The sequence below is a fragment of the Curtobacterium sp. 1544 genome, from assembly GCF_040544915.1.
In the GTDB taxonomy this organism is placed as follows: domain Bacteria; phylum Actinomycetota; class Actinomycetes; order Actinomycetales; family Microbacteriaceae; genus Curtobacterium; species Curtobacterium pusillum_C.
Map to the genome: position 1 here is coordinate 54,294 of NZ_JBEPKX010000007.1, position 22,770 is coordinate 77,063.

A 22,770-nucleotide genomic window follows, 5' to 3' on the forward strand; every position below is an offset into this window, starting at 1 on the left:
CGATCATGACGGAACGGCCGGTCGACCAGGCGACGAGCAGCGAAACGGAACGGCCCGGCAACGCCACGGCCAAGCACGACAACGTCGCGCTGCTCTCCGTCGCGACCACCGTGGCCGAGCGGGTGACCACCTCGGCCGACATCGAGGAGAAGCTCCGCGGCGTGCTCCGCCGCCTGCGCCTGCCGATGGGTCTGCTCGAACGCGTGGCCGGGGTCAAGGAGCGTCGCAACTGGGGCGAGGGGCAGTCCTTCCAGGACGCCGCCATCGACGCCGGTCGTCGCGCCATGGCCGAGGCGGGCATCCGCCCCGAGGACGTCGGCCTGCTCATCAACACGTCGGTGACGCGCCCGCACCTGGAGCCGAGCGTCGCCGTGCGCCTGCACCACGGGCTCGGTCTGCCGTCGTCGGCGATCAACTTCGACATCGCGAACGCGTGCCTCGGGTTCGTCAACGCGATGAGCGTCGCCGCGGGCATGATCGACTCCGGGCAGATCAAGTACGCGCTCGTGGTGGACGGCGAGGACGCCGACCAGGTACAGCTCAACACGATCGAGCGCCTGAACCAGGGCGGCCGGAACCGCAAGGACTTCATGAGCGAGTTCGCCAGCCTGACGCTCGGCTCCGGCGCTGCCGCGGCCGTGCTCGGCCCGGCGGACGCGCACCCGGGCGGACACCGGATCGTCGGCGGCGTCACCCGTGCGGCGACCCAGTGGTACGACCTGTGCGTCGGCAGCGTCGACGGCATGTTCACGGACGCCAAGATGCTGCTCAAGGGCGGCATGGAACTCGTGGTCGCCGCCTGGAACGAGGCCCGTGCGCACTTCGACTGGGCCGACATGGACCGGTACGTGCTGCACCAGGTCTCCGACGTGCACACGAACGCCTTCGTCGAGGCCATCGGCGTCCCGCGTGACAAGGTCCCCACGACGTACGAGCGGTTCGGCAACGTCGGCCCGGCGTCGATCCCGATCACCCTCGCCGACGAGGTCGCCCGCGGGTCGATCCGCCCCGGTGACCGCGTCTTCCTCGGCGGCGTCGGCTCCGGCATCAACACGGCGATGATGGAACTCCGCTGGTGACAGCCGGGCTGCCCCGCGTCGCCGCGAGCACCGCTCCGGCGACGCAGCCGCCCTCCCTGCCCGGGCTCGACCCCGCCTGGTCGCGTCTGATCACGGTGCCCGAGTGGTCCGGAGACCGTCCTGGAGGCACGGATCGCGCCGCGCGCACCTGGCACCTCCTCGACACGGCCGGCTCCCTGGCCGCACTCGGCGCGGAACCGGTCGGGACGCTGCTGTGCGTGCACGGCAACCCGACCTGGTCGTACCTGTGGCGGTCGGTGCTCCGCACCTCGCTCGAGGTCGCTGCCGCCGGCGGTCCCGCCTGGCGCGTGGTCGCGGTCGACCAGCTCGACATGGGCTTCTCGGAGCGCACCGGGGTCCAGCGGGGGCTGCCGCAGCGCGTCGCCGACCTGGGCGCCCTGACCGAGGAACTCGGACTGACCGGGCCCGTCGTCACCCTCGGCCACGACTGGGGCGGCGTGGTGTCGCTCGGGTGGGCGGTCGACCACCCGGACCTCGTGGTGGGCGTCACGACGTGCAACACCGCCGTGCACCAGCCGGACGACGCCCCGATCCCCGCGCCCTTGCGCCTCGCTCTCCGCCCCCAGCTGCTCGGCCGGGCGACCGTCGTGACGCCGGCGTTCCTCGAGACGACGCTCGCGATCGCGCACCCGCGGCTCGACCGTCCTGTCGCCGACGCGTACCGGGCGCCGTACCGCGGTGCTGCCCGCCGTGGTGGTGTCGGTGGCTTCGTGGCGGACATCCCCGTCGACGCGGCACACCCGAGTGCACCCGCGCTCGACCGGATCGCCGCGGGGGTCGCGGCGCTCGAGGTCCCCGCGCTGCTGATGTGGGGGCCGCGCGATCCGGTGTTCCTCGAGCGGTACCTCGACGACCTCGCGGAGCGCCTGCCGCAGGCCGACGTCCACCGCTTCGAGGGCGCCGGGCACCTGCTGCCGGACGACGCCGACGTCGCCGGGACGGTGTTCGACTGGCTCGGCGACCACCTGCCGGACGGCCACGCGCCCGCCGGAGCCGAGCAGCGCCTCCAGTCCGACGACAGCGACCACAGCGCCGACGCGAGCCGCCCGCTCTGGGCGGCACTCGACGACCTGCGCCACAGCGACGAGGCCGCGCTCGTCGAGATGGCCGCCGCCGGCGGACCCCGCACCGTGTCGTGGCGACTGCTCGCCCGACGGGTGGAGGAGATCGCGGCGGGACTCGTCGACCTCGGTGTCCGTCCGGGTGATCGCGTCTCGTTGCTCGTGACGCCCGGTGCCGACCTGACCGCCGTCCTGTACGCGTGCGTGCGGATCGGCGCGGTCGTCGTCGTGGCCGATGCCGGGCTCGGCCTGCGCGGGCTGACCCGTGCCGTCCGCGGTGCCCGACCCGACTGGATCATCGGTGCGCTGCCGGGTCTCGGTGCTGCCCGTGCGCTCGGCTGGCCGGGTCGACGCATCGCGACCGTGGCGCTGCCCGCGCCCGCGCGTCGTGCTCTGCGGGTGGAGCACACGCTCGTCGACGTCGCCCGTCGCGGTGCCCGGCGCCTCGCGCACGGTTCCGCCCTGCCCGAGGCCCCGTCGTCCGACGCGCCCGCCGCCGTGCTCTTCACGTCGGGGTCGACCGGTCCGGCGAAGGGCGTCGTGTACACGCACGGGCAGCTCGGCGCCGTCCGCGACGCCCTTGCCACCCAGTACGACATCGGTGTCGGCACCGGACTCGTCGCCGGGTTCGCGCCGTTCGCCCTGCTCGGCCCCGCGCTCGGCGCCCGTTCGGTCGCACCCGACATGGACGTCACCGCACCGCGGACCCTCACGGCGACGGCCGTGGCGGCGTCCGTGGCCGCAGCCGACGCGACGGTCGTGTTCCTGTCGCCCGCTGCACTGGCGAACGTCGTCGCCACCGCGTCCGCGCTCACCGAGGCCGATCGTGCTGCGCTCGGTCGGGTGCGGCTGTTCCTGTCGGCCGGCGCTCCCGTGTCGGCCGCGCTGCTGACCGCGGCGACGGCGCTCATGCCGAACGCGAGCGCGCACACCCCCTACGGCATGACCGAGGGGCTGCTCATGACCGACGTCGACCTGGACGGCGTGCGGGCCGCCGGCGCCTCGGACCAGGAGGGCATCTGCGTCGGGGTCCCGGCCGCGAACGTCCGCGTGCGGATCGCACCGCTCGACGGTTCCGGGGAGCCGACCGGTGCGCTGACGGACGTACCGGGCGTCACCGGCGAGATCGTCGTGGCCGCGCCGCACGTCCGGGAGCGCTACGACCGCCTCTGGCGGCAGAACCGGGTCTCCCGACTCGGCGTGGAGGACCCTCGCGGGCACCGCACCGGCGACGTCGGGCACCTGGACGACTCCGGGCGGCTCTGGGTCGAGGGTCGTCTGCAGCACGTGCTCACCACGCCGGACGGTGTCGTGACGCCGGTCGGTCCCGAGCAGCGCATCGAACGCGTCGACGGTGTCGGTCGTGCGGGGCTCGCGGGCATCGGCCCGAGCGGGACGCAGCAGGCCGTCGCCGTCGTGGAGACGACCGGTGGTGGCGCCGCACGACGACCCGCGCTCGCTTCGCCCGCGTTGGCGGGAGCCGTGCGGGCAGCCGCCGGGATCCCGCTCGCCGCGGTGCTCGTCGTGCCCGTGCTGCCGACCGACATCCGACACAACTCGAAGGTCGACCGGGCGCGGTTGTCCCGGTGGGCGGCCTCGGTGCTGTCGGGCGGACGGATGGTCCGGCCGTGAGGGTCCTCGTCACCGGCGCCAGCGGGTTCCTCGGCCGGGCGACCGCTGCCGCCGTGCGGGACGCCGGGCACGAGGTCCGGACGTTCCAGCGCCGTCCGTCGGGAGTGTCCGGGGTCTCCGACGTCCTCGGCACGATGACCGACGGCGCCGCGGTCGCCCGTGCTGTGGCAGGAACAGACGCCGTCGTCCACCTCGCCGCGAAGGTCTCCCTCGCCGGCGACCCCGCCGACTTCGCCCGCGTGAACGTCGACGGGACCCGGACGCTCGTCGACGCTGCCCGTGCGGCGGAAGTCAGCCGGTTCGTGTTCGTGTCCTCGCCGTCGGTCGCGCACACCGGTTCGTCCCTCGTGGGCGCCGGTGCCGGGCCCGCCGAACCCGCGCGTGCCCGTGGGGACTACGCCCGCACGAAGGCCGCCGCGGAACTCGTCGCCCTCGGCGCGGACGCCCCGGGCTTCGCGGTCGTCGCGGTCCGCCCGCACCTGGTGTGGGGGCCGGGCGACACGCAGCTCGTCGGCCGGATCGTCGACCGTGCGCGGAAGGGCCGGCTGCCGCTGCTCGACTCCGGCGCAGCGCTCATCGACACGCTCTACGTCGACAACGCGGCGTCCGCGATGGTGGCGGCCCTGGAGCACGCCACCGACGACGACGTGCACGGGAACGCGTACGTCGTGACGAACGGTGAACCCCGCCCCGTCGGCGACCTGCTCGCCGGCATCTGCACCGCGTCCGGGGTGTCGGCGCCGCGGGTGCACGTGCCCGCCGGGGTCGCCCGGGTCGCCGGGTCGGTCGTCGAGGCCGTGTGGCGTGTGCGTCCGGGGGAGGACGAACCGCCGATGACGCGGTTCCTCGCCGAGCAGATGTCGACGGCGCACTGGTTCGACCAGCGTCGGACCCAGCAGGACCTGCAGTGGGCGCCCGCGGTGTCGATCGACGAGGGCCTGGCGCGCTTGGCGGCGGCCGCGCGCTGAGGCCGCCGCGACCCGAGTTTCGCGCTGGGCGACAGTTCTCGGACGCTCCGCCCCGAGAACTGTCGCCGAGCCCGAGTCTCGCGCCCCGGTGGCCGAGTCTCGGCCACAGGCGCCGACGGTCAGGCGTCCTCGGCGGCCACGTAGACCCACGCCGTCGTGCCGGAGGCCAGGCGGACCTCGATCCGCTGGTAGTCCGCGACCTCGTAGTCGTCGACCGCGCGGAGGTGCCACTCGTACCCGAGCGTCAGGACCGAGCCCTCGACGACGTCACTCGACGAACCGCGTCGGAGGATCGGGTGCCGGTCGGACCCGCTCGTCCGGATGACGTCCGGGTCGGTGATCCTCACCCAGTCGAGTCGCCACCCCGGCAGTCCGTCCGGTTCGGTCGGCACGTGCTCGCCGAACAGCGACTCCTGCACGAGCGGCTGGCGGAGCGTCCCGTACGAGAACACCCGGTGCGCGGTGCCGGCAACGGGTCGCTCGATCGGCTCACGGCTGATGGTCGGCGACGCGGTCCACACGAGCGCACCCGCGAGCCCAGTGAGGCCGAGGTGCAGCAGGCCGACGACACCGAGCACGCTGCCCCAGATGACACCCGAGTCGTCCGTGCGCCCGACGACGAGCCCGATGATCCCGACGACGAGGCAGACCAGCGCGAACGCGCCGAGACCGAGGACCCAGCGCTGGCCGGGCGAGAGACGTTTCACGTCGCGAGGGTAGCGGACTGGAGGCGGGGGGGGGGGGGGGGGGCCCCCGGGCGCCCCCCCCCCCCCCCGCCCCCCCCGCCTCCAGTCCGTCACGTGGCGTCAGCGCCCGCTGCGGGCTGCCTTCGCGATCTTCTTGCCGAGCTTCTTGCGGCCCTTGCGAGCACGTGGGTCGTTCCAGATCCGACGAGCGGTCTCGGCCTTGGAGGTCTTGATCACCGGGCGGTTGGCGCGGGAGCCGAACCAGAACCCGATGAGGACGACGGCCCCGATGACGATGATGCGGTTGCGCATGTGGAACTCCTTCGTTGGTGGTGCACGTGGTCCGGCGGATCAGCCGGTGAAGCGTTGCCAGAGCTCCGTGACGATGGGCCAGACGTCGCCCGCGCGGTCCGCAGATCCCACGGCGACCAGGACGACCGGGACGGCGGTGACCGCCAGGCTCACCAGGACCGCGAGCACGACGGCGATCGAAGCCGTGGTGGTGTGCCGACGCGTGAACGCGAGGAGCAGGAGCGCGAGCACGACGACTGCTCCGAGCAGTGCGGCGACGGTGACGCGGAGGAACGGGAACGGCACGAGCCCCGCCGTGGTGGCCGTCACGCCACCGAGGAACCCGACGAGGGGGAGGAACACGCCGAGCACGGTGCCGACGACCAGGACGGTGCCGATCCCGCCCGCGATCCAGACGCCGCGCGGGCGGGGCCGACGGACCTTCGTCCGTCGGTTGCCCGACCACGCGGTCGTCACGGTCGGTCCTGCCGCTCGACGGCTTCGGCCGAGCGTGCTGCGGACTCAGCGGCGTCCGCAGCGTCCTCCGCTGCGTCCGCTGCGTCGCCGGCAGCGTCCGCTGCTGCCGCGGCACGGTCGGCCGGCACCGCGGCCGTGGCTGCGTCCCGGGCGCCGGCGGCGGCGTCCTTCGCGGACTCCGCCGCGTCGGCGGCGAGCTCGGACGACCGGGCGAGGGCCCCGGCGGCGGCGTCGCCCAGCCGGTCGGTGGTCTCGGCTGCGCCGTCGACCACGCGCTTCGCAGCGTCGGCCGTGGCGTCGGCCGCCTGACGGGTGACGTCCGCGGTGGCCTCAGCGGTGCGCTTCGTCGCGTCCGCGGTGGCCGTCGCGGCGCGCTTCGTGGCGTCGCTGGTGGCCTCGGCGGCCTGCTTGACGGCGTCCCCGGTGGTGCTCGCGGCCTGCTTGACCGCGTCGCTCGTGGCGGTCGCCGCCTGCTTGACGGCATCACCCGTCGCCTCGGCGGCACGACCGAGCGGCGAGGGCTCGTCGTCGAACGGGCCGTGCACGTCGAGCACCCGGACGTCGACGGTGGTCGGGAGGTCCGACACCTGCCTGGTGGCCGCGGACACCTGCTTGCGCACCTCGTCGGCGACCGCGATCACCGGGTGCGGGTAGCTGACGATGACGGAGACCTGCACGCCGAGCGCGCCGTCGTCCTCGTCGACCTGGACCCCGGCGGTGCCCGCGCTCCGGCCGAGTTGCTTGCGCAGCTGGTCGGCAGCTCGGGCGGCGATCCCGCCGAGGTGGTGCACGCCGGGCACGGCCAGAGCGGTCTCCGCCGCGGTCCGCGCGACGATCGTCACGGTGCTCGCGTCGTCGGGCAGCGGCTCCGTGAGCTCCGCGGGCAGGGTCACCTCGGTGACCTGCGTGTGCGCGTTCGGGTCGTGCTGCATGGTTCCTCCTCGTTCGGTTCCGCCGGAACGCATCGGGGCACCCGACTCGCGGGTGCCCCGACACGGTTCGAGGGTCTTACTTCTTGAAGACGTCCTTGACGTCCTCGCCGGTCTGCTTGACGCTCGCGGAGGCCTGGTCGGTCTTGCCCTCGGCGACCTTCTGGTCGTCACCGGTCGCCTTGCCGACGGCCTCCTTCGCCTTCCCGGCGAGGTCCTGAGCAGCGTTCTTGATCTTGTCGTCGAGTCCCATGACGGGTCCTTTCGTCAGTCGGGCGTGCGCCCGGTGGATGGTGCGGTGGTGGGCCGGGAGGCCCGGGGTCGCGTCCGGCTGACGGCTGTCAGCGGACGCGGGTCGGCTTCGCGAGCGCCGAACGGGTTCCGCCGGTCAGGTGCACCAGGACGGGCACCTGCCGACCGAGGGTCCGGTCGAGCACGGAGACGGCACGGTCGACGGCATCGAGGACGGTGACGGCGTCACCACCGCGGCGAACCGCGACCCGGATCCGTGCGGCACGCTGCCGACGGACGAGGTAGGTGTCGACCCGGGAGCCGACGACGTCACGGACACCGGCGAGCTCGTGCTCGACGACGTCACGGACGAGGGCGACGTTCACGGTCACGGCATCGTCGCCCGTGCGCTCCCGGACGGCGACGGACGTGCCGCCCCCACCGCGGGTGGTCGCCCACACGAGGGCGAGCACGATGACGACGAGGCAGACGCCGGCGACGATCCACAGCGACGACACGGGGACGTCGAGGCTCCGGGGGATGTCGACGTAGGGGCCGATGGCGTCACGGACGGCGGGCAGGACGCCCGCGCCGATGACGAGGCCGACCACGATCGCGACGAGTCCGAGGACGAAGAGGATGATCCGGTTGAGGGTCCGGTTGCTCTTGGTCATGCGAGGGTTCCCTTCTCCTCGACCCGGACGCGGACGCGCTGGCCGAAGCGTTCGTCGAGCCCGCTGAGGCGCGCGCGGACGGCGTTACGGACGACGTCCTCGTCGACGGGGACACCCGTGACGGGGACCACGCGGACGTCGGTCCGGCGGCCACGGGCGGTCGCCGAGGCGTTGCCCTCCGGGACACCCGCTGCCGATCCGGCTGCGTTGGCCGCGGTGGAGGCGACGATGCGGGTGTCGATGATCACGGCCCCGCGGTCGTGCTGGACGACCGAGCGGTGCTGCCGACCGGGCTTGAGGGCCAGGACGACGAGGACGACGCCGACGACCACGAGCACGACGGCGATGACCTCGGCGATCGTGACGAACGCGGCGTCCGGCCGGAGTGCGGCGTCGACCGCGGTCTGCGGGTCGGCGAGGAGCGGAGGCCGCCCGATCGCTCGCAGGACCGATTCGGTGCCGATCCAGGCGGCCACCAGGGCGAGCACCACGAGCGACACCGCCACTGCGGTCGAGCGGGAGCGGTGCACGCTCCGACGGCGGATGCGTCGTTCGACGGAACCGTTGCTCATGATGGCCTCCTAGCGGATCCGGGTCTCGCGCTCGCGCACGATCCCCGTCAGTTCGATGTGGGCGCTGCCGACGCGGCGGCCGGTGAGTTCGCTGACGCGGACCTTGACCGTGTCGGCGACCTGTCCCGCGTGGGCGACGAGGTCGTCGTGCGCGGCGATCGGGCCGGTGATGTCGAGGGAGATCGCCCCCGCGGCGTCGCCGAGTCCGACCCGCACCCGCTTGGCGGGGGCGCCGAGCCCTTCGGCTGCGACGGCCCGCGCCAGCGAGGTCAGCGCGCGAGCAGTGATCTCGACGCGGCCCGGGACGTCCGGGCCGGCGTTCACCGGGAGCTCCGGCGCCCGGTCAGCACGTCGGTCAGGGCACCGCGGTCGATCTTGCCGGTGGCGAGCGCGGCCACGAGGGCCCCGATCGCACCGAAGACGATGACCAGGACGAAGCCCCAGAAGCCGAACTGCAGTGCGACGACGGCGAGGACTGCGCCGATGAGGGCGCCGATCAGTGTGTTGCTCATGCGACTCGCGCTTCCTTCTTCTCGTCGTCCTTGTCGTCGTCGTCGCCCGGGATGAAGACGTCCTGGACGGTCACGTTGACCTCGGCGACCTCCATGCCGACGATCTGCTCGAGGGCACGTGCGACGCTGCTGCGGACGCCGTCGGCGACCTGCTGGAGCGACACCGGGTACTCGGCGACGATGACGATGTCCGCGGCGACCTGCTTCTCGCCGACCTCGACCTTGACGCCCTGACCGAAGTCGCGCTGGCCGATCGCGTCGCGGAGCGCACCGATCGCACGGGCTGCACCGCCACCGAGCGAGTGCACGCCGTTGACCTCGCGTGCGGCGATGCCGGCGACCTTCGACACGACGGTGTCGTCGATGACGGTCTTGCCGGTGACGCCGCCGGTCGAGGTGTTGTTGGTCGTCGCGCGGGTCGCGGTGGCGGCCGGGGTGGTGGTCGTGGTGTCAGCCATGTTCGTTCCTTCCGTTGTCCCGCCGGGCGTTCCCAGCGGTTGCTGTTCACGGATGAGACGGGGCTCACCTGACGTTCGTCACACCCGGTCATCCGGATTCAGGAACTTTCCAGAGACACCGACCGATGCCAGTGTTTCCGTACCCCGGAGGGTGGCTGCGTCAGCCGCGGTCGCCGGAACCGTCTGCTGCGTTGCGTGTGGACGCACCACGGATCGACCGCACGGCCGCCATCGGGGACTCGCCCCGTTCCTCCAGGAAGAGCTGCTGGAGGCGTCTCGGACGCACGCCTGCAGCGTCGGCGATCGCCTGCAGGGTCAGGTCCTCGTCGAGGTGTTCCTCGATGAACGCGACGGCCCGTCGGAGCCGCCACGATGCCCTGCCCGGCCGGGCGGCGCGCGCGGACCGGAGCGTCGTGGCGGGGTCCTCGCCGAACCGGTCGCGGTACGCGACGGCGAGGCGGCCGTGGTTCGTGAAGCCCCAGCGCTCGGCGATCACGGCGACGGTGTCGCCCCCGTCGGCGTGCAGGAGCTCGCGGCGGACGCGGTCGAGGCGGTGGTCCCGCAGGAACCGGTGCGGGCTGGAGTCGAGCGTCCGTGCGAAGACGTCCTGCAGGCCGCGCTGGCTGAGCCCGCACGCCGCGGCGATCTCGGGGACCGACGGCCGCTCGGCGGCGTGCTCCTCGATGAACCGCACGGCGTCGCGCAGCCGGTTCGCGACCGGCACGTCGGTGCCGCGGTTCCGGATCGGGAACGTGTCGAGCACGACGATCGCCAGCCGCCGGTTGAGTGCCGTGCGCATCCGACCGACCACGCGGTCGTCGACGAGCATCGGGCCGATCTCGCCGATGAGGTGCCGGAGGGGCTCGTGCCGGGCGACGGCCTCGTCCTGCTGGTCGAAGAGCAGCGGGCCGTCCGGCAGGCGGAAGCCGAGGTCACGACCGACCTCACGGAGGAACCGGTCGGCGACGTGCACGCCGTTGTAGACGGTCCCGGTCGACTCGAAGCGGTACGCCTCGGACGCCGAAGCGATGTACGGGCTCCCGGGTTCGACCACGCGGGAACGGTCGGCGAAGTGCATCTCGAGCCGGCCCCTGGTCAGCCAGAACACCACGTGGTCGTCCCGGGCGCCGATCACCCCGCCGCGTCGGCCACCCTCGGCGCGCATGGTCCGCAGCGTCAGGTCGTCGTCGCCGATCACCGTGTACTCGTACCGGGCGTCCTCGGTCGCGAACGTCTCCGAGGCGAAGTCGGAGCCGTGGTACTCGGCCTCGAAGATGGCGGAGTAGTCGGATCCGTCGGCGTCGGTGAACCGCAGTCTGCGGAAGCCGTTCGTCGCCGCCTCGGTCATGCGCGCATCCTCCCACGGTTGCGCATTTCGTGCGAAGAAATACCCTAGGGGGGTACCGTATTGAACTCGACGGAGGCCAGCATGCACGAACACGTCGGCTACATCGGCGACAAGGACGACCTGCTCAAGCGACTCCGTCGTGCCGAGGGACAGGTGCGCGGCATCGCCCGCATGGTCGAGGACGAGACCTACTGCATCGACGTCCTCACCCAGATCTCCGCGGCGAACCGCGCACTCGAACGCGTCGCGTTGTCGCTGCTCGAGGACCACCTCAAGCACTGCGTCGCCGAAGCCGTGGCCGAGGGCGGCGACGCAGCCGACGCGAAGGTCCGCGAAGCCAGCGATGCGATCGCCCGGCTCGTCCGCTCCTGACCCCGATCCGCATCCAGAAGGGAACCACCGTGAACACCGAACTCCTGCTCGTCGAGGGCATGACGTGCGAACACTGCGTGATGAGCGTCACCGAGGAACTCAACGAGGTCGACGGGGTGTCCGGCGTCACCGTGCAGCTCGTGCCTGGAGGCCGCTCCGAGGTCACCGTCACGTCGGGTGTCCCCGTCCCCGCCGACGCCCTCCGCGGTGCCGTGGCCGAGGCCGGGTACGAGGTCGTCCGGTCATGACCGACGGTGCCGTCGAGCTCGACATCACGGGGATGACCTGCGCCTCGTGCGCGAACCGCATCGAACGGAAGCTCGGCAAGCTCCCCGGCGTCACCGCGACGGTGAACTACGCCACCGAGAAGGCCACCGTCTCCGGCACCTCGGACACCGGGGCCCTCATCGCCGCCGTGGAGTCGGCAGGGTACGGCGCCTCCGTGCCCGCGCCGCCGGCATCGTCCTCGCCGTCCTCGCCGGACGACCCGTCCGCGCCGCTCCGGCAGCGCTTGGTCGTCTCGGCGGTCCTCGCGGTGCCCGTCGTCGTGCTGTCGATGGTGCCCGTGTTGCAGTTCCCGAACTGGCAGTGGCTGGCCCTCGCGCTCGCCGCCCCCGTCGCGGTGTGGGGTGCGCTGCCGTTCCACCGCGCCGCGTGGGTGAACGCCCGGCACGGCGCTGCGACGATGGACACCCTCGTCAGCGTCGGCGTCCTCGCCGCGTTCGGGTGGTCGCTGTACGCGTTGTTCCTCGGCGACGCCGGGATGCCCGGCATGCACATGACGTTCTCGTGGTTCGCGACCGACCCCGAGGCGAGCGACCTGTACCTCGAGGTGGCCTCCGCCGTCACGGTCTTCATCCTCGCCGGGCGGTACATGGAGGCCCGCGCGAAGCAGCAGTCCGGCGCCGCACTCCGTGCCCTGCTCGAACTCGAGGCGAAGGACGCCACCGTGCTGCGCGGGACGATCGAGACCCGCGTGCCGGCTGCCTCGCTCGTCGTCGGCGACGTGGTCGTCGTGCGCCCGGGGGAGCGGATCCCGAGCGACGGCACCGTGCGCGAGGGTTCCTCCGCCGTCGACCTCAGCATGCTCACCGGCGAGTCCGTCCCCGTCGAGGTCCGCCCCGGCGACGCCGTGACGGGCGCCACGATCAACGTCGGCGGACGGCTCGTCGTCACGATCACCCGCGTCGGCGCCGACACCGAACTCGCCCGCATGGGCCGGCTCATCGAGGACGCCCAGACCGGGAAGGCCGAGGTCCAGCGCCTCGCCGACCGGGTCTCCGGGATCTTCGTGCCGATCGTCATCGGCCTCGCCGTCCTGGCCTTCGTCGGCTGGCTCGTGTTCGGCGGTTCCCTGACCGCTGCGTTCACCGCCGCCGTCGCGACGCTCATCATCGCCTGCCCCTGTGCGCTCGGTCTGGCGACTCCGACGGCGCTCCTGGTCGGCACCGGCCGTGGTTCGCAGCTCGGCATCCTGATCGGCGGGCCCCAGGTGCTCGAGCAGACCCGCGGCGTCGACACGATCGTCCTCGACAAGACCGGCACCGTCACCACCGGGTCGATGACCTTCCGCTCGGTGACCGGCACGCCGGACGTCGACGACGACACCGTGCTGCGGCTCGCGGCGGCCGTGGAGGACGGTTCGGAGCACCCCGTCGCCCGTGCGGTCGTCCAGGCGGCGCGTGCGCGTGGTCTCGACGTGTCCGGAGCCGACCAGTTCACCGCGACCCCCGGTGCCGGCGTCCAGGCAGTCGTGGACGGCGACGTCGTGCTCGTCGGCACGGTCCGGTGGCTCGTCGACGCGTGGTCGATCACCGTCCCCGCCGGGGTGTCGGACGCCGTCGACGCTGCCGAGGCGGAGGGCGGCACCGCGGTGGTCGTCGCGCGCAACGGATCCGCACTCGGCGTCGTCGTGGTCGGCGACACCGTCAAGCCCGAGGCCGCCGATGCGGTGCGTCGCTTCGTCGACCTCGGCCTGCGCCCCGTCCTGCTCACCGGCGACAACGAGGGAGCCGCCCGTGCGGTGGCGTCCGCGGTCGGCATCGACGAGGTGCACGCCCGGGCCACCCCGGCCTCGAAGCTCGACACCGTGCGACGGCTGCAGGCCGCGGGGCGGAGCGTGGCGATGGTCGGGGACGGCGTGAACGACGCCGCAGCCCTCGCCGCGGCCGACCTCGGCATCGCGATGGGTGCCGGCACGGACGCGGCGATCGCGGCGAGCGACATCACGGTGGTCAGCGGCCGCCTGACGGTCGTGGCCGAGGCGATCCGGTTGTCCCGGGCCACGCTGCGCACCATCAAGGGGAACCTGTTCTGGGCGTTCGCGTACAACGTGGCGGCGATCCCGCTCGCGATGGCGGGGCTGCTCAACCCGGTGCTCGCCGGCGCGGCGATGGCGTTCTCGTCGGTCTTCGTCGTGACGAACAGCCTGCGGCTCCGTCGCTTCACGCCGCTCCCCTGACGGGCAGGATGGGGACATGGTGCAGCTGCCAGGGGTCCTCGGTTCCGTCGGGTCCGTCCACGTCGCGCCGATGGCCGGAGGCCCGACCACGCCGGCCCTGGTCACGGCCGCTGCGCGAGCGGGTTCGTTCGCGCAGCTGGCCGGCGGGTACGGGACGGCGGAGTCCCTCGCCGCCGAGATCGCCGCGGTCCGGGCAGCCGGGACCTCGGCGTTCGGCGTGAACCTCTTCGTGCCGAACCCGGTGCCGATCAGTGATGCCGACTACGACCACTACAGATCGCTCCTCGCGGACGAGCCCGGCGCCACCGCAGTGGCCAAGCGCGAGGACGACGATGCCTGGCACGAGAAGGTCGCCCTGCTGCTCGACGACCCCGTGCCCGTCGTGTCGTTCACGTTCGGGCTGCCCGACACTGCGACCGTGGAGGCGTTCCGGCGGCGTGGCACGGTCGCCGTCCAGTCGGTGACGGACCCCGACGAGGCGCGGCAGGCCGAGGACCTCGGTGTCGACGCCCTCGTCGTCCAGGGCATCGCCGCGGGCGGCCACTCCGCGGTGCTCGACCCCGCGCGGGTGCTCGCCGACCGACCGTTGCCCGAGCTGGTGCGGGCCGTCGTGGCCGCGACCGCGCTGCCCGTCGTGGCCGCGGGCGGCATCGGCACCCGTGACGACGTCGCCGCCGCGCTCGCCGCCGGTGCGAGCGCCACCGCCGTCGGCACGTTCGTGCTCCGCACCGAGGAGGCCGGCACGAGCGACACCCACCGTCGCGCGCTCGCCGACCCGGCGTTCCGGGAGACCGTGCTCACCCGGGCGTTCACCGGCCGGCCGGCGCGGGCGCTCGTGAACGACTTCGTCCGCGCGCACACCGACGCACCACTCGGCTACCCGGCGCTGCACCACCTCACGAAGCCGATCCGGAGCGCGGCCGCGGCCGCCCACGATCCGCAGCACCTGCACCTCTGGGCCGGACGCGCCTGGCGTGACGCACCCACCGGATCCGTCGCGGACGCACTCGCCACGCTGCTCGGGTGACGCGCGGAGCGAACGCACCCCGTGCCTCCAGTCCGGCGGTGCGCACCACCGGCCGGACGGCGCTACGCTCGAAGGCGGTCCGCGACGCAGCGCTGCGGTGACCCGCGGGCTTGTACGTCTTGAAGGTGATCCCAGGAGGACCCAAGTGACCGAATCCGCTCCCGTCGACCCCACATCGACCGACGGCTGGAAGAAGCTGGCGCACGTCGCCGCCGACTTCACCCCGGACCTGCGCGGCTGGTTCGACACCGACCCCGGTCGTGCCGAGCGCTACACGTTCCAGGCCGCCGACCTGACCGTGGACCTGTCGAAGGGCCTCGTCACCGACGAGATCCTCCAGGACCTGCTGCAGGTCGCGAAGGACACCGGCGTCGCCGAGCGCTTCCAGGCGATGCTCGCCGGTGAGCACATCAACGCCACCGAGGACCGCGCCGTCCTGCACACCGCGCTCCGCCGTCCGAAGGGTGCCTCGCCGGCGCTCGTCGTCGACGGCCAGGACGTCGATGCCGACGTGCACGCCACGCTCGACAAGGTCTACGCCTTCGCGGAGCAGGTGCGCAGCGGCGCCTGGACCGGTGTCACCGGCAAGCGCATCGAGACCGTGGTGAACATCGGCATCGGTGGGTCGGACCTCGGTCCGGTCATGGTCTACGAGGCCCTCAAGCCGTACGTGCAGGCCGGGCTCGAGGCGCGCTTCGTCTCGAACATCGACCCCGCTGACATCTACGAGAAGACGGCGGACCTCGACCCCGAGACCACGCTCTTCATCGTCGCGTCGAAGACCTTCGGCACCCTCGAGACCCTGACGAACGCCCGCCTCGCGCGTCAGTGGCTCTGGGAGAAGCTCGGGCTGAGCGACGCCTCCGACGACGAGAAGTCGAACGCGGTCGCGAAGCACTTCGTGGCCGTCTCGACCGCGCTCGACAAGGTCGCCGCGTTCGGCATCGACCCGGAGAACGCCTTCGGCTTCTGGGACTGGGTGGGTGGCCGCTACTCGGTCGACTCCGCGATCGGCACGAGCGTCGTGATCGCCATCGGCAAGGAGAACTGGGAGCAGTTCCTCGCCGGGTTCCACGCCATCGACGAGCACGTCCGCACGACGCCGCTCGAGCGGAACGTCCCCGTCCTGATGGGCCTGCTCAACGTCTGGTACTCGAACTTCCTCGGTGCGCAGAGCCACGCGGTCCTGCCGTACACGCAGTACCTGCACCGCTTCGCCGCGTACCTGCAGCAGCTCACCATGGAGTCGAACGGCAAGCGCGTCCGCTGGGACGGCTCGCCCGTCACCACCGAGACCGGCGAGGTCTTCTGGGGCGAGCCGGGCACGAACGGCCAGCACGCGTTCTACCAGCTCATCCACCAGGGCACGCGCCTGATCCCGACCGACTTCATCACGGTCGCGAAGCCGGCTCGTCCGCTCAAGGACGAGACCGGCGACGGCAAGGCCGTGCAGCCCGGGCAGGACGTCCACGCGCTGTTCCTGGCGAACTTCTTCGCGCAGACGAAGGCGCTCGCGTTCGGCAAGACCGCCGACGAGGTCCGCGCCGAGGGCACCACGGACGAGGCCATCGTCTCCGCCCGGACCTTCACCGGCAACAAGCCGTCGACGTCGATCCTCGCGCCGGAGCTCACCCCGAGCGTCCTCGGTCAGCTCATCGCGCTGTACGAGCACATCGTGTTCACTGAGGGAACCATCTGGGGCATCGACTCGTTCGACCAGTGGGGCGTCGAGCTCGGCAAGCAGCTGGCGCTGCAGATCGCTCCGGCGGTCGACGGCGACCAGGCTGCGCTGGACGCGCAGGACTCCTCGACGAAGGCGCTCATCGCCAAGTACCTGGAGCTGCGCGGCGAGTAACGCACGCACCTGACGGACGGGAGGCGCGGTGCCAGCCGGCACCGCGCCTCCCGTCCGTCTGTGGGTCGCGCTGCGGCCGGGGGGCCGGCGCGTGCCCGAGTCTCGGGGTGAGCGACGGTTTTCGCGTTCCGCAGCGCGAGAACTGTCGCTGAGCGCGAATCTCGGCAGGGCGGCGCCGCGCACGGGCCGCGCCGCCCGCGGCGCCGCGTCAGCGGCCGAGCGGGTCGAGGTTGAGGGACGTGCCCTCGTAGAGGTGCTGGTCCTCGCCGAAGACCTGCACGCCCTCGTTGAGCCACACGAGCGCCCGCACCGTGATGCCGAAGCGTGCGGCGACGTCGCCGATCAGATCGTTCGGCGCCACCGTGTACGACTTCGGAGCTCCGCCGGCGGCCGTCGCGGTGACGGATCCGGTGGCGTTCGCCCGGGCGCCGGCGTCCTTCGGGTGCACGTTCGTCTGCCGTGCCGGCACGGACCAGCGCACCGAGGTGACAGCGAGCACCTTGTCGGCGGCGATCTCGACGGGGACGTCCTGCCCCGGCGTCGCTGCCGAGTACGTCACGAGGGTGCCGAGGTGCGACGGGTCGACGCCCGATCCGCTGAGCGGCACGTTCGCAGCGATCGCCGTGCTGGTCGGACCGCCGAGTGTGTGGTCCCCGACGCCCCGGTAGGTCAGGCCGTCCCCGACCTTCCGGGACAGGTCGAACAGGCCGACGCCGACCGGGACCGGCAGCGTCGAGGTCACACCGGAGTACTGCGCCGTGAAGGTGTCGTCACCGTTCGCGACCATCCGGAAGTGGAAGTGGATGCTGCCCTTGGGTGAGGCGACGTCCCCCTGCGCCAGGACGGTCCCGGCCGGGATCGGCGTGAGCGTCGGTGCGGGTGCGGCGGCCTCGGTGGGGGCGGGGGTCGGCGTGCGGGGGTTGGCGGACGCCTCGAGCAGGTCGGCGGCCGATTCGCCGTCGGGTGTCGCGGTGTCGCTCGGCGTCGGCGTCGCGGTGGTCGCCGGCGGGCTGGACGGAGCGGGCAACGCTCCGTCCGACCCGCGCAGCAACGAGCAACCGGACAACGCGACGGTGGTCAGCACGACGGCACCGACCGTCACGATCCGCTTCATGATTCCCCCTCGGCTCGACGCTAGCCGAGCACCGGGCGGTGCAGGAAGGGCCGTGATCGAGATGTGTCCTCGGGTACAGCGCCTACTTCTTGCCGCCGCCGAGCAACCCGCCGAGACCGCCGAGGATCCCGCCGATGTCGAGTCCGCCGCCACCCGCCTGGGAGCCGCCGGACTGCCCGCCGGCCTGGCCGCCCGATCCGCCGAGGAATCCGCCGAGCAGGCCACCGAGGTCGAACCCGCCGCCGCCCGACTGGGTCGCCGCGGCCTTCTGGTTGCCGAGCTTGCTGAGCACGAACGGCGCCACGAGGGGGAGCACTTTGCCGATGATCCCGCCGAGGTCGACCCCGCCACCGCCGCCATCGGACCCGGCCAGGGCGGCGGCCACGTCCTGCTGCTTGCCGCCGAAGACGTTCGCGACGATCTTGTTGCCGTCCTCCTCGTCGACGTCGTCGATCGTGGTGGGGTCGGCGAGGGCGGCGTGCTTGTCGAGCGCCTTGTCGAGCGAGGCCGCGCCCCCGTTCTCGACGTTCTTCTGCAGTCCGCCGACGAGGGCGGGGACCGCCTTCTGCACCGCGGCGGTCGCGGTCGCCTCGTCCACGCCGAGCTTCTTCGCCAGGTCACCGATCGGGATCTGGGAGAGGAGGTCTTCGATTCCGGCCACTTCGCACACCTTCCAGTCGTCGGCAGGTCGTGCGGACCGCACGTGGTGCCGCTGCTGGGGCGAGGCTATCCGGGTGCCGCGCCGACCGTTCCGGCGCTCGACCCGCCCCCCACACGCCCGTGTCGGTCGGACGGGCTACCGTCGAGGGCATGGAGCGTTCGGAGATCCTCGCAGCGGCCGCCGCCGCACACGCCGCCCGCATCGCCGAAGCCGGTGGGGACGACGCCGCCGCCCGGGAGCGGGCCGAGGCGGTCCGCAAGCGTGCGGACGGCCTGACCGACCGGATCGAGCGGAGCGAGGCAGCAGACGCTGATCGGGATGCCCAGCGTCGTCGTGCGGGCGAGGCAGACCGTGCGGCCTCACGCACCGAGGGTGCGCTGTCGGACTGGCATCGGATGGGCACGCGTCGCGGGGTCACGCCGGACGACCAGGTCCGCTCGGCGTGGTCGATCGCGGGAGTTCCGGAACCGGGTGAGGCCCGGGCGCTGGCGAACGTCCTGCTGTCCACCGCCGGACACGCCGGTCGGGTCGCCGACGCCGCGAAGCGGAACCCACGACTCTCGGGTGCCGCGAGTGCCGCAGCCCGCCGGACGGTCCGCCGCTACACGGACCACGGAGCGGACATCCCTTCGCTGGGGGACGTCCTCGACCAGCCCGCCCAGGACCCCGAGGAGCCGACCGAAGCGGGGGACTGACCGCTGACCAGGGGTTGTGTGGACCGATCCAATGGTCCGGATGTCTTCATGACCGATTGACAGGACATGGAAACGGGTTACGATCCTTCCAAGCGATGCAGCCTGATCACTGACGAAGGAGTCACCCGCATGGTCGACATCAAACCGACAGCCCCGAGCGTCCCGCTCCCGCCGGTCGGGCAGGGGCCACACGTCCGCCGCCTCGGCGTCCTCGCCCTCGTCGCCACCTTCGGTGGTCTGCTCTTCGGCTACGACACCGGCGTGATCAACGGCGCGCTCCTGCCGATGAAGCAGGAGCTCGGCCTGACGAACCTCACCGAGGGCGTCGTCACCAGCTCGCTCCTCTTCGGTGCCGCGATCGGCGCCATGCTCGGCGGTCGGATCGCCGACGGCTGGGGTCGCCGCAAGACGATCATCCTGCTCGCGGTCACGTTCTTCGTCGGCACGCTGATCTGCGTCTTCGCCCCGGTGTTCGGCGTGATGGTGGTCGGCCGTGTCCTGCTCGGTCTCGCCGTCGGCGGTGCGTCGACGGTCGTCCCGGTGTTCCTGGCCGAACTCGCCCCGTACGAGATCCGCGGGTCGCTCTCCGGCCGCAACGAGCTCATGATCGTCATCGGGCAGCTCGCCGCCTTCGTCGTGAACGCGATCATCGGCAACCTCTGGGGTGAGGGCAACGGCGTCTGGCGCGTCATGCTCGCCGTCTGCGCTCTCCCCGCCATCGCACTGTTCATCGGCATGCTCCGCGTCCCCGAGTCGCCCCGTTGGCTCGCGTCGAAGGGTCGCAACGACGAGGCGCTCGAGGTCCTCGGGCAGATCCGCTCGAAGGAACGTGCCGAGGCCGAGCTCGAGGACATCAAGCGTTCGAACGAGTTCGAGGCGAACGTCCAGAAGCAGAGCGGCTGGCGCACCTTGCTCGGCAACAAGTGGCTCATCCGGATCGTGCTCATCGGCGCCGGCATCGGTGTCGCCCAGCAGCTCACCGGCATCAACTCGATCATGTACTACGGCCAGACCGTGCTCATCGAGTCGGGCTTCCAGCAGTCGGCGGCACTCATCGCGAACATCGCCCCGGGCATCATCGCGGTGATCGGTGGCGTGATCGCGATCTACAACATGGAGAAGATCAACCGACGCACGACGCTCATCCTGGGCTACTCGCTGACGACGGTGTGCCACTTCCTCATCGGCATCGCGTCGATGACCCTCGTCGAGGGCAACCCGGCCCGTCCGTGGGTCATCCTGTTCCTGGTCGTCGCGTTCGTGGGCTCGATGCAGACGTTCCTCAACATCGCGACCTGGGTGATCCTGTCCGAGATCTTCCCGACGCAGATCCGCGCGCTCGGCATGGGCATCTCGGTGTTCTGCCTCTGGATCGCGAACGCGTTCCTCGGGCTGTACTTCCCGACCATCGTCGCGGCGACGGGCATCACGGGGACGTTCTTCGGCTTCGCGATCGTCGGCGTGCTCGCACTGCTCTTCATCTGGAAGTTCGTACCGGAGAGCCGCGGCCGCACCCTGGAAGAGGTCGAGGAGGGCGTCACCACCGGCAACATCTTCACGGTCCCCGCGAAGAAGGCGCGGCGGTAGAACCCACCGACGCAACGGACGGGAGGCACGGTGCCAGCTGGCACCGTGCCTCCCGTCCGTCCTGCAGTCGCGTCTACGGGCGCAGGAGCACCTTGCCGACGCGGCCGGCGGTGTCCGAGGCGCGCACCGCGTCGCGGACGTCCTCGAAGGCGAAGGTCTCGGCGACGGGGAGCGTCAGCGAACCGTCGAGCACGCGCGTGATGAGCTCGCCGAAGAGCTGCCCCTTCGTCTCGGCCGGCATCGTCCTGCTGACGACGCTGCCCCAGAAGCCCTTCACCGTGAGCTGGCCGAAGATGACCTTGCCCGACGGGATCTCGAGCGTGGGCGAGGCCATCGCGCCGAACACGACGAGCGTCGCGTTCTCGCCGAGCACCGATGCGATGTCGCCGGCGGCCTTCCCGCCGACCGACTCGACGCCGGCGACGATCGGCGCGCCTCCGGTGATCGCGGCGACCTGGTCCTGCCAGTCGTCGGCGTCCGTGGCGACGATGCGCTCGATGCCCTGCTCGCGGAGCTCCTCGACGCCGGCAGCGCGGCGGACGAGCCCGATGACGTTGATGCCACGCGCGGCTCCGAGCTGGGCGACCATGCGCCCGACCGCACCGTTCGCGGCGTTCTGGATGAGCCAGTCGCCCTCGTGCAGGTCGAGCGAGTGCAGCAGGCTGATGGCGCTGAACGGCATCGACACGAGCTGCGCCGCGGCCTCGTCGGGCATGGCGTCGGGCACCGGGACGAGCCCGGCGGCGTTCGCGGTGTAGTACTCGGCCCAGACGCCGAACGCCCCGCCGGCGACGCGCTGGCCGACCGTCAGGTTCGTGACACCCTCGCCGAGGGCCTCGACGACGCCGAGCGCCTCGGTGCCGGAGGCTGCGGGGAGCTCCGGCTTGAAGCCGTAGGTGCCCCGGACGGTCCAGAGGTCGTGGTTGTGGATCGGGGAGAGGACCGTACGGACGAGGACCTCGCCGGCGCCGGGCGTCGGGACCGGGCGCTCCTGGACGCCGAGGACCTCGGCGGGCTCGGCGAAGGTCTCGTGGACGACGGCGCGCATCGTGGTGGGGGTGGTGCTCATGCTCAGTCCTCCGAGACGGTGATGGTGACGTCGATGTTGCCGCGGGTCGCGTTCGAGTACGGGCAGACCTGGTGTGCGGCGTCTGCGAGGCCCTGTGCGACCTCGTGCGAGAGCCCGGGCAGGACGACCTCGAGCAGGACGGCCAGCTGGTAGCCGCCCTCGCCGTTCGGGCCGATCTGCACACGGCCGCCGACGGACGAGTCCTCGATCTTCACCTTCTGGCTGCGGGCGACGCCCTGCAGTGCGGAGTGGAAGCACGCGGCGTACCCGGCGGCGAACAGCTGCTCGGGGTTCGTGCCGGCGCCGGAGCCACCCATCTCCTTCGGGATCGCGAGGTCGAGCGCGAACGAGCCGTCGCTGGTGGCGACGCGGCCGTCGCGGCCGGCGCCGGTGGAGAGGGCCTCGGCGGTGTAGAGGGCTTCCATGGTGTTCCTTCCTTCGTGGGGTCAGCGGTCCGCGGCGGCGCGGTTCGGCGCCGCGGCGGCGTGCATGGTCTCGGTCAGCCGGTGCAGCGTCGCGATGAGCTCCATCGCGGCGTGCTCGTCGGGCAGGCCCATGCCGGCCGCGATCGTCGACGGGATGTGTGCCAGTTCGCCACGGACCGAGCGGCCGCGGTCGCCGAGCGTGATCGTGACGACGCGCTCGTCGGTGCTGCGGCGTTCGCGGCGCACGAGGTCGCCCTGCTCCATGCGGCGCAGGAGTGGCGAGAGCGTGCCGGAGTCGAGCTGCAGGTGGTCGCCGAGGGTCGACACGGTCTGGTCGCCCTCGATCCACAGCGTCACGAGGACGAGGTACTGCGGGTACGTGATGCCCCACGGTTCCAGCAGGGTCCGGTACGCCTGCGTGGTGGCTCGGCTCGCAGCGTAGAGGGAGAAGCACACCATCTCGTCGGTCACGGGCATGCCGTAAGCATTGCACGCAACTCAGTTGTGCACAACCTTCCCGCACAACCTTCCCGCACGACCGTGGAGCCGGCTCACGGCCGGGGTA

At 72.3% G+C, this 22,770-nt stretch carries 26 protein-coding genes; 10 read left to right on the forward strand and 16 right to left on the reverse strand.

The features are described from left to right. Positions 1–5 precede the first annotated feature (5 nt). Genes ABIC61_RS06275 through ABIC61_RS06285 form a run of 3 tightly spaced genes read left to right on the forward strand, consistent with a single transcriptional unit; the run spans position 6 to position 4,761 of the window. Positions 6–1,079 carry a 3-oxoacyl-ACP synthase III gene (locus tag ABIC61_RS06275; RefSeq protein ID WP_079239036.1) on the forward strand — a complete coding sequence of 358 codons (1,074 nt, stop codon included), beginning with the start codon at positions 6–8 and terminating at the stop codon, positions 1,077–1,079. Continuing rightward, on the forward strand, positions 1,076–3,793 hold the full coding sequence (locus ABIC61_RS06280; RefSeq protein WP_354029218.1) for an alpha/beta fold hydrolase: 2,718 nt from the start codon (positions 1,076–1,078) through the stop codon (positions 3,791–3,793). Before ABIC61_RS06275 ends, ABIC61_RS06280 begins: the two co-directional genes overlap by 4 nt. Beyond that, on the forward strand, positions 3,790–4,761 hold the full coding sequence (locus ABIC61_RS06285; RefSeq protein WP_354029219.1) for an NAD-dependent epimerase/dehydratase family protein: 972 nt from the start codon (positions 3,790–3,792) through the stop codon (positions 4,759–4,761). Before ABIC61_RS06280 ends, ABIC61_RS06285 begins: the two co-directional genes overlap by 4 nt. Positions 4,762–4,880: 119 nt before the next feature. Here ABIC61_RS06285 and ABIC61_RS06290 read toward each other — a convergent pair whose 3' ends face one another. The 11 genes from ABIC61_RS06290 to ABIC61_RS06340 form a co-directional block, all read right to left on the reverse strand. Beyond that, on the reverse strand, positions 4,881–5,468 hold the full coding sequence (locus ABIC61_RS06290) for a gamma-glutamylcyclotransferase family protein (protein ID WP_354029220.1): 588 nt from the start codon (positions 5,466–5,468) through the stop codon (positions 4,881–4,883). Between the two features lie 99 nt (positions 5,469–5,567). Beyond that, positions 5,568–5,759: a hypothetical protein gene (locus tag ABIC61_RS06295; protein ID WP_144751077.1), complete on the reverse strand. Its 192-nt coding sequence runs from the start codon at positions 5,757–5,759 to the stop codon at positions 5,568–5,570. Between the two features lie 39 nt (positions 5,760–5,798). Beyond that, positions 5,799–6,215 (reverse strand): MFS transporter permease, encoded by a 417-nt coding sequence (locus tag ABIC61_RS06300; protein WP_354029221.1) that lies wholly within the window; start codon positions 6,213–6,215, stop codon positions 5,799–5,801. Continuing rightward, entirely contained in the window at positions 6,212–7,147 is a 936-nt protein-coding gene (locus ABIC61_RS06305; RefSeq protein WP_354029222.1) for an Asp23/Gls24 family envelope stress response protein, read from the reverse strand. The genes ABIC61_RS06300 and ABIC61_RS06305 overlap by 4 nt, the downstream gene beginning before the upstream one ends. A 76-nt stretch (positions 7,148–7,223) precedes the next feature. Next, entirely contained in the window at positions 7,224–7,397 is a 174-nt protein-coding gene (locus ABIC61_RS06310; protein WP_144751083.1) for a CsbD family protein, read from the reverse strand. A gap of 88 nt (positions 7,398–7,485) precedes the next feature. Next, positions 7,486–8,049, reverse strand: a complete 564-nt coding sequence (locus ABIC61_RS06315) for an Asp23/Gls24 family envelope stress response protein (RefSeq protein WP_354029223.1) — start codon at positions 8,047–8,049, stop codon at positions 7,486–7,488. Further along, complete coding sequence (locus ABIC61_RS06320) at positions 8,046–8,621, reverse strand: DUF6286 domain-containing protein (RefSeq protein ID WP_354029224.1); 576 nt, start codon at positions 8,619–8,621, stop codon at positions 8,046–8,048. The genes ABIC61_RS06315 and ABIC61_RS06320 overlap by 4 nt, the downstream gene beginning before the upstream one ends. 9 nt (positions 8,622–8,630) lie before the next feature. After that, positions 8,631–8,945: a hypothetical protein gene (locus tag ABIC61_RS06325; protein ID WP_144751091.1), complete on the reverse strand. Its 315-nt coding sequence runs from the start codon at positions 8,943–8,945 to the stop codon at positions 8,631–8,633. Beyond that, the gene (locus ABIC61_RS06330; protein WP_123291766.1) at positions 8,942–9,133 is read right to left on the reverse strand and encodes a DUF2273 domain-containing protein; all 192 of its coding nucleotides are present in this window, start codon (positions 9,131–9,133) and stop codon (positions 8,942–8,944) included. The genes ABIC61_RS06325 and ABIC61_RS06330 overlap by 4 nt, the downstream gene beginning before the upstream one ends. Continuing rightward, the gene (locus ABIC61_RS06335) at positions 9,130–9,591 is read right to left on the reverse strand and encodes an Asp23/Gls24 family envelope stress response protein (protein WP_354029225.1); all 462 of its coding nucleotides are present in this window, start codon (positions 9,589–9,591) and stop codon (positions 9,130–9,132) included. The genes ABIC61_RS06330 and ABIC61_RS06335 overlap by 4 nt, the downstream gene beginning before the upstream one ends. Before the next feature lie 160 nt (positions 9,592–9,751). Next, positions 9,752–10,939, reverse strand: a complete 1,188-nt coding sequence (locus ABIC61_RS06340; RefSeq protein ID WP_354029226.1) for a helix-turn-helix domain-containing protein — start codon at positions 10,937–10,939, stop codon at positions 9,752–9,754. Between the two features lie 81 nt (positions 10,940–11,020). On the opposite strand from ABIC61_RS06340, the gene ABIC61_RS06345 reads away from it, so the two are divergent. From ABIC61_RS06345 to pgi, 5 genes are all read left to right on the forward strand, one after another. Then, positions 11,021–11,311 carry a metal-sensitive transcriptional regulator gene (locus ABIC61_RS06345; protein WP_305739908.1) on the forward strand — a complete coding sequence of 97 codons (291 nt, stop codon included), beginning with the start codon at positions 11,021–11,023 and terminating at the stop codon, positions 11,309–11,311. Between the two features lie 29 nt (positions 11,312–11,340). Beyond that, the gene (locus ABIC61_RS06350; protein ID WP_354029227.1) at positions 11,341–11,559 is read left to right on the forward strand and encodes a heavy-metal-associated domain-containing protein; all 219 of its coding nucleotides are present in this window, start codon (positions 11,341–11,343) and stop codon (positions 11,557–11,559) included. Then, complete coding sequence (locus tag ABIC61_RS06355) at positions 11,556–13,772, forward strand: heavy metal translocating P-type ATPase (protein ID WP_354029228.1); 2,217 nt, start codon at positions 11,556–11,558, stop codon at positions 13,770–13,772. Before ABIC61_RS06350 ends, ABIC61_RS06355 begins: the two co-directional genes overlap by 4 nt. Before the next feature lie 16 nt (positions 13,773–13,788). Beyond that, the gene (locus tag ABIC61_RS06360) at positions 13,789–14,799 is read left to right on the forward strand and encodes a nitronate monooxygenase (RefSeq protein WP_354029229.1); all 1,011 of its coding nucleotides are present in this window, start codon (positions 13,789–13,791) and stop codon (positions 14,797–14,799) included. A gap of 145 nt (positions 14,800–14,944) precedes the next feature. Beyond that, the gene (pgi, locus tag ABIC61_RS06365; protein WP_354029230.1) at positions 14,945–16,654 is read left to right on the forward strand and encodes a glucose-6-phosphate isomerase; all 1,710 of its coding nucleotides are present in this window, start codon (positions 14,945–14,947) and stop codon (positions 16,652–16,654) included. A 208-nt stretch (positions 16,655–16,862) separates the two neighbouring features. Here the strand turns inward: pgi and ABIC61_RS06370 are convergent, their stop codons facing one another. Together ABIC61_RS06370 and ABIC61_RS06375 are read right to left on the reverse strand one after the other, a co-directional pair. After that, positions 16,863–17,768, reverse strand: a complete 906-nt coding sequence (locus ABIC61_RS06370) for a LysM domain-containing protein (RefSeq protein ID WP_354029231.1) — start codon at positions 17,766–17,768, stop codon at positions 16,863–16,865. A gap of 82 nt (positions 17,769–17,850) precedes the next feature. Further along, positions 17,851–18,429, reverse strand: coding sequence for a DUF937 domain-containing protein (locus tag ABIC61_RS06375; protein ID WP_354029232.1), 579 nt, complete (start codon positions 18,427–18,429; stop codon positions 17,851–17,853). A gap of 149 nt (positions 18,430–18,578) precedes the next feature. Here ABIC61_RS06375 and ABIC61_RS06380 point away from each other — a divergent pair, with 149 nt between their 5' ends. After that, a complete protein-coding gene (locus tag ABIC61_RS06380; protein ID WP_354029233.1) occupies positions 18,579–19,124 on the forward strand; it encodes a hypothetical protein in 546 nt (181 codons plus the stop codon). A 129-nt stretch (positions 19,125–19,253) separates the two neighbouring features. After that, positions 19,254–20,711: a sugar porter family MFS transporter gene (locus tag ABIC61_RS06385; protein WP_354029234.1), complete on the forward strand. Its 1,458-nt coding sequence runs from the start codon at positions 19,254–19,256 to the stop codon at positions 20,709–20,711. Positions 20,712–20,784: 73 nt separating this feature from the next. On the opposite strand, the gene ABIC61_RS06390 is transcribed toward ABIC61_RS06385, so the two are convergent. From ABIC61_RS06390 to ABIC61_RS06400, 3 genes are read right to left on the reverse strand one after another with little or no spacing between them, the layout of a single operon-like run. Continuing rightward, positions 20,785–21,759 carry a zinc-binding dehydrogenase gene (locus ABIC61_RS06390; RefSeq protein ID WP_354029287.1) on the reverse strand — a complete coding sequence of 325 codons (975 nt, stop codon included), beginning with the start codon at positions 21,757–21,759 and terminating at the stop codon, positions 20,785–20,787. A 23-nt stretch (positions 21,760–21,782) separates the two neighbouring features. Continuing rightward, complete coding sequence (locus ABIC61_RS06395; protein ID WP_144712794.1) at positions 21,783–22,205, reverse strand: organic hydroperoxide resistance protein; 423 nt, start codon at positions 22,203–22,205, stop codon at positions 21,783–21,785. Between the two features lie 21 nt (positions 22,206–22,226). After that, positions 22,227–22,682 carry a MarR family winged helix-turn-helix transcriptional regulator gene (locus ABIC61_RS06400; protein WP_354029235.1) on the reverse strand — a complete coding sequence of 152 codons (456 nt, stop codon included), beginning with the start codon at positions 22,680–22,682 and terminating at the stop codon, positions 22,227–22,229. Positions 22,683–22,770: the final 88 nt, after the last annotated feature.

Bases quoted from the DNA above. Each gene is read 5' to 3' on its own strand.
- ABIC61_RS06275 (WP_079239036.1), top strand. From the start codon at position 6: ATGACGGAACGGCCGGTCGACCAGGCGACGAGCAGCGAAACGGAACGG.
- ABIC61_RS06295 (WP_144751077.1), bottom strand. From the start codon at position 5,759: ATGCGCAACCGCATCATCGTCATCGGGGCCGTCGTCCTCATCGGGTTC.
- ABIC61_RS06305 (WP_354029222.1), bottom strand. From the start codon at position 7,147: ATGCAGCACGACCCGAACGCGCACACGCAGGTCACCGAGGTGACCCTG.
- ABIC61_RS06310 (WP_144751083.1), bottom strand. From the start codon at position 7,397: ATGGGACTCGACGACAAGATCAAGAACGCTGCTCAGGACCTCGCCGGG.
- ABIC61_RS06315 (WP_354029223.1), bottom strand. From the start codon at position 8,049: ATGACCAAGAGCAACCGGACCCTCAACCGGATCATCCTCTTCGTCCTC.
- ABIC61_RS06320 (WP_354029224.1), bottom strand. From the start codon at position 8,621: ATGAGCAACGGTTCCGTCGAACGACGCATCCGCCGTCGGAGCGTGCAC.
- ABIC61_RS06330 (WP_123291766.1), bottom strand. From the start codon at position 9,133: ATGAGCAACACACTGATCGGCGCCCTCATCGGCGCAGTCCTCGCCGTC.
- ABIC61_RS06335 (WP_354029225.1), bottom strand. From the start codon at position 9,591: ATGGCTGACACCACGACCACCACCCCGGCCGCCACCGCGACCCGCGCG.
- ABIC61_RS06340 (WP_354029226.1), bottom strand. From the start codon at position 10,939: ATGACCGAGGCGGCGACGAACGGCTTCCGCAGACTGCGGTTCACCGAC.
- ABIC61_RS06345 (WP_305739908.1), top strand. From the start codon at position 11,021: ATGCACGAACACGTCGGCTACATCGGCGACAAGGACGACCTGCTCAAG.
- ABIC61_RS06355 (WP_354029228.1), top strand. From the start codon at position 11,556: ATGACCGACGGTGCCGTCGAGCTCGACATCACGGGGATGACCTGCGCC.
- ABIC61_RS06360 (WP_354029229.1), top strand. From the start codon at position 13,789: ATGGTGCAGCTGCCAGGGGTCCTCGGTTCCGTCGGGTCCGTCCACGTC.
- ABIC61_RS06370 (WP_354029231.1), bottom strand. From the start codon at position 17,768: ATGAAGCGGATCGTGACGGTCGGTGCCGTCGTGCTGACCACCGTCGCG.
- ABIC61_RS06380 (WP_354029233.1), top strand. From the start codon at position 18,579: ATGGAGCGTTCGGAGATCCTCGCAGCGGCCGCCGCCGCACACGCCGCC.
- ABIC61_RS06385 (WP_354029234.1), top strand. From the start codon at position 19,254: ATGGTCGACATCAAACCGACAGCCCCGAGCGTCCCGCTCCCGCCGGTC.
- ABIC61_RS06390 (WP_354029287.1), bottom strand. From the start codon at position 21,759: ATGCGCGCCGTCGTCCACGAGACCTTCGCCGAGCCCGCCGAGGTCCTC.
- ABIC61_RS06395 (WP_144712794.1), bottom strand. From the start codon at position 22,205: ATGGAAGCCCTCTACACCGCCGAGGCCCTCTCCACCGGCGCCGGCCGC.
- ABIC61_RS06400 (WP_354029235.1), bottom strand. From the start codon at position 22,682: ATGCCCGTGACCGACGAGATGGTGTGCTTCTCCCTCTACGCTGCGAGC.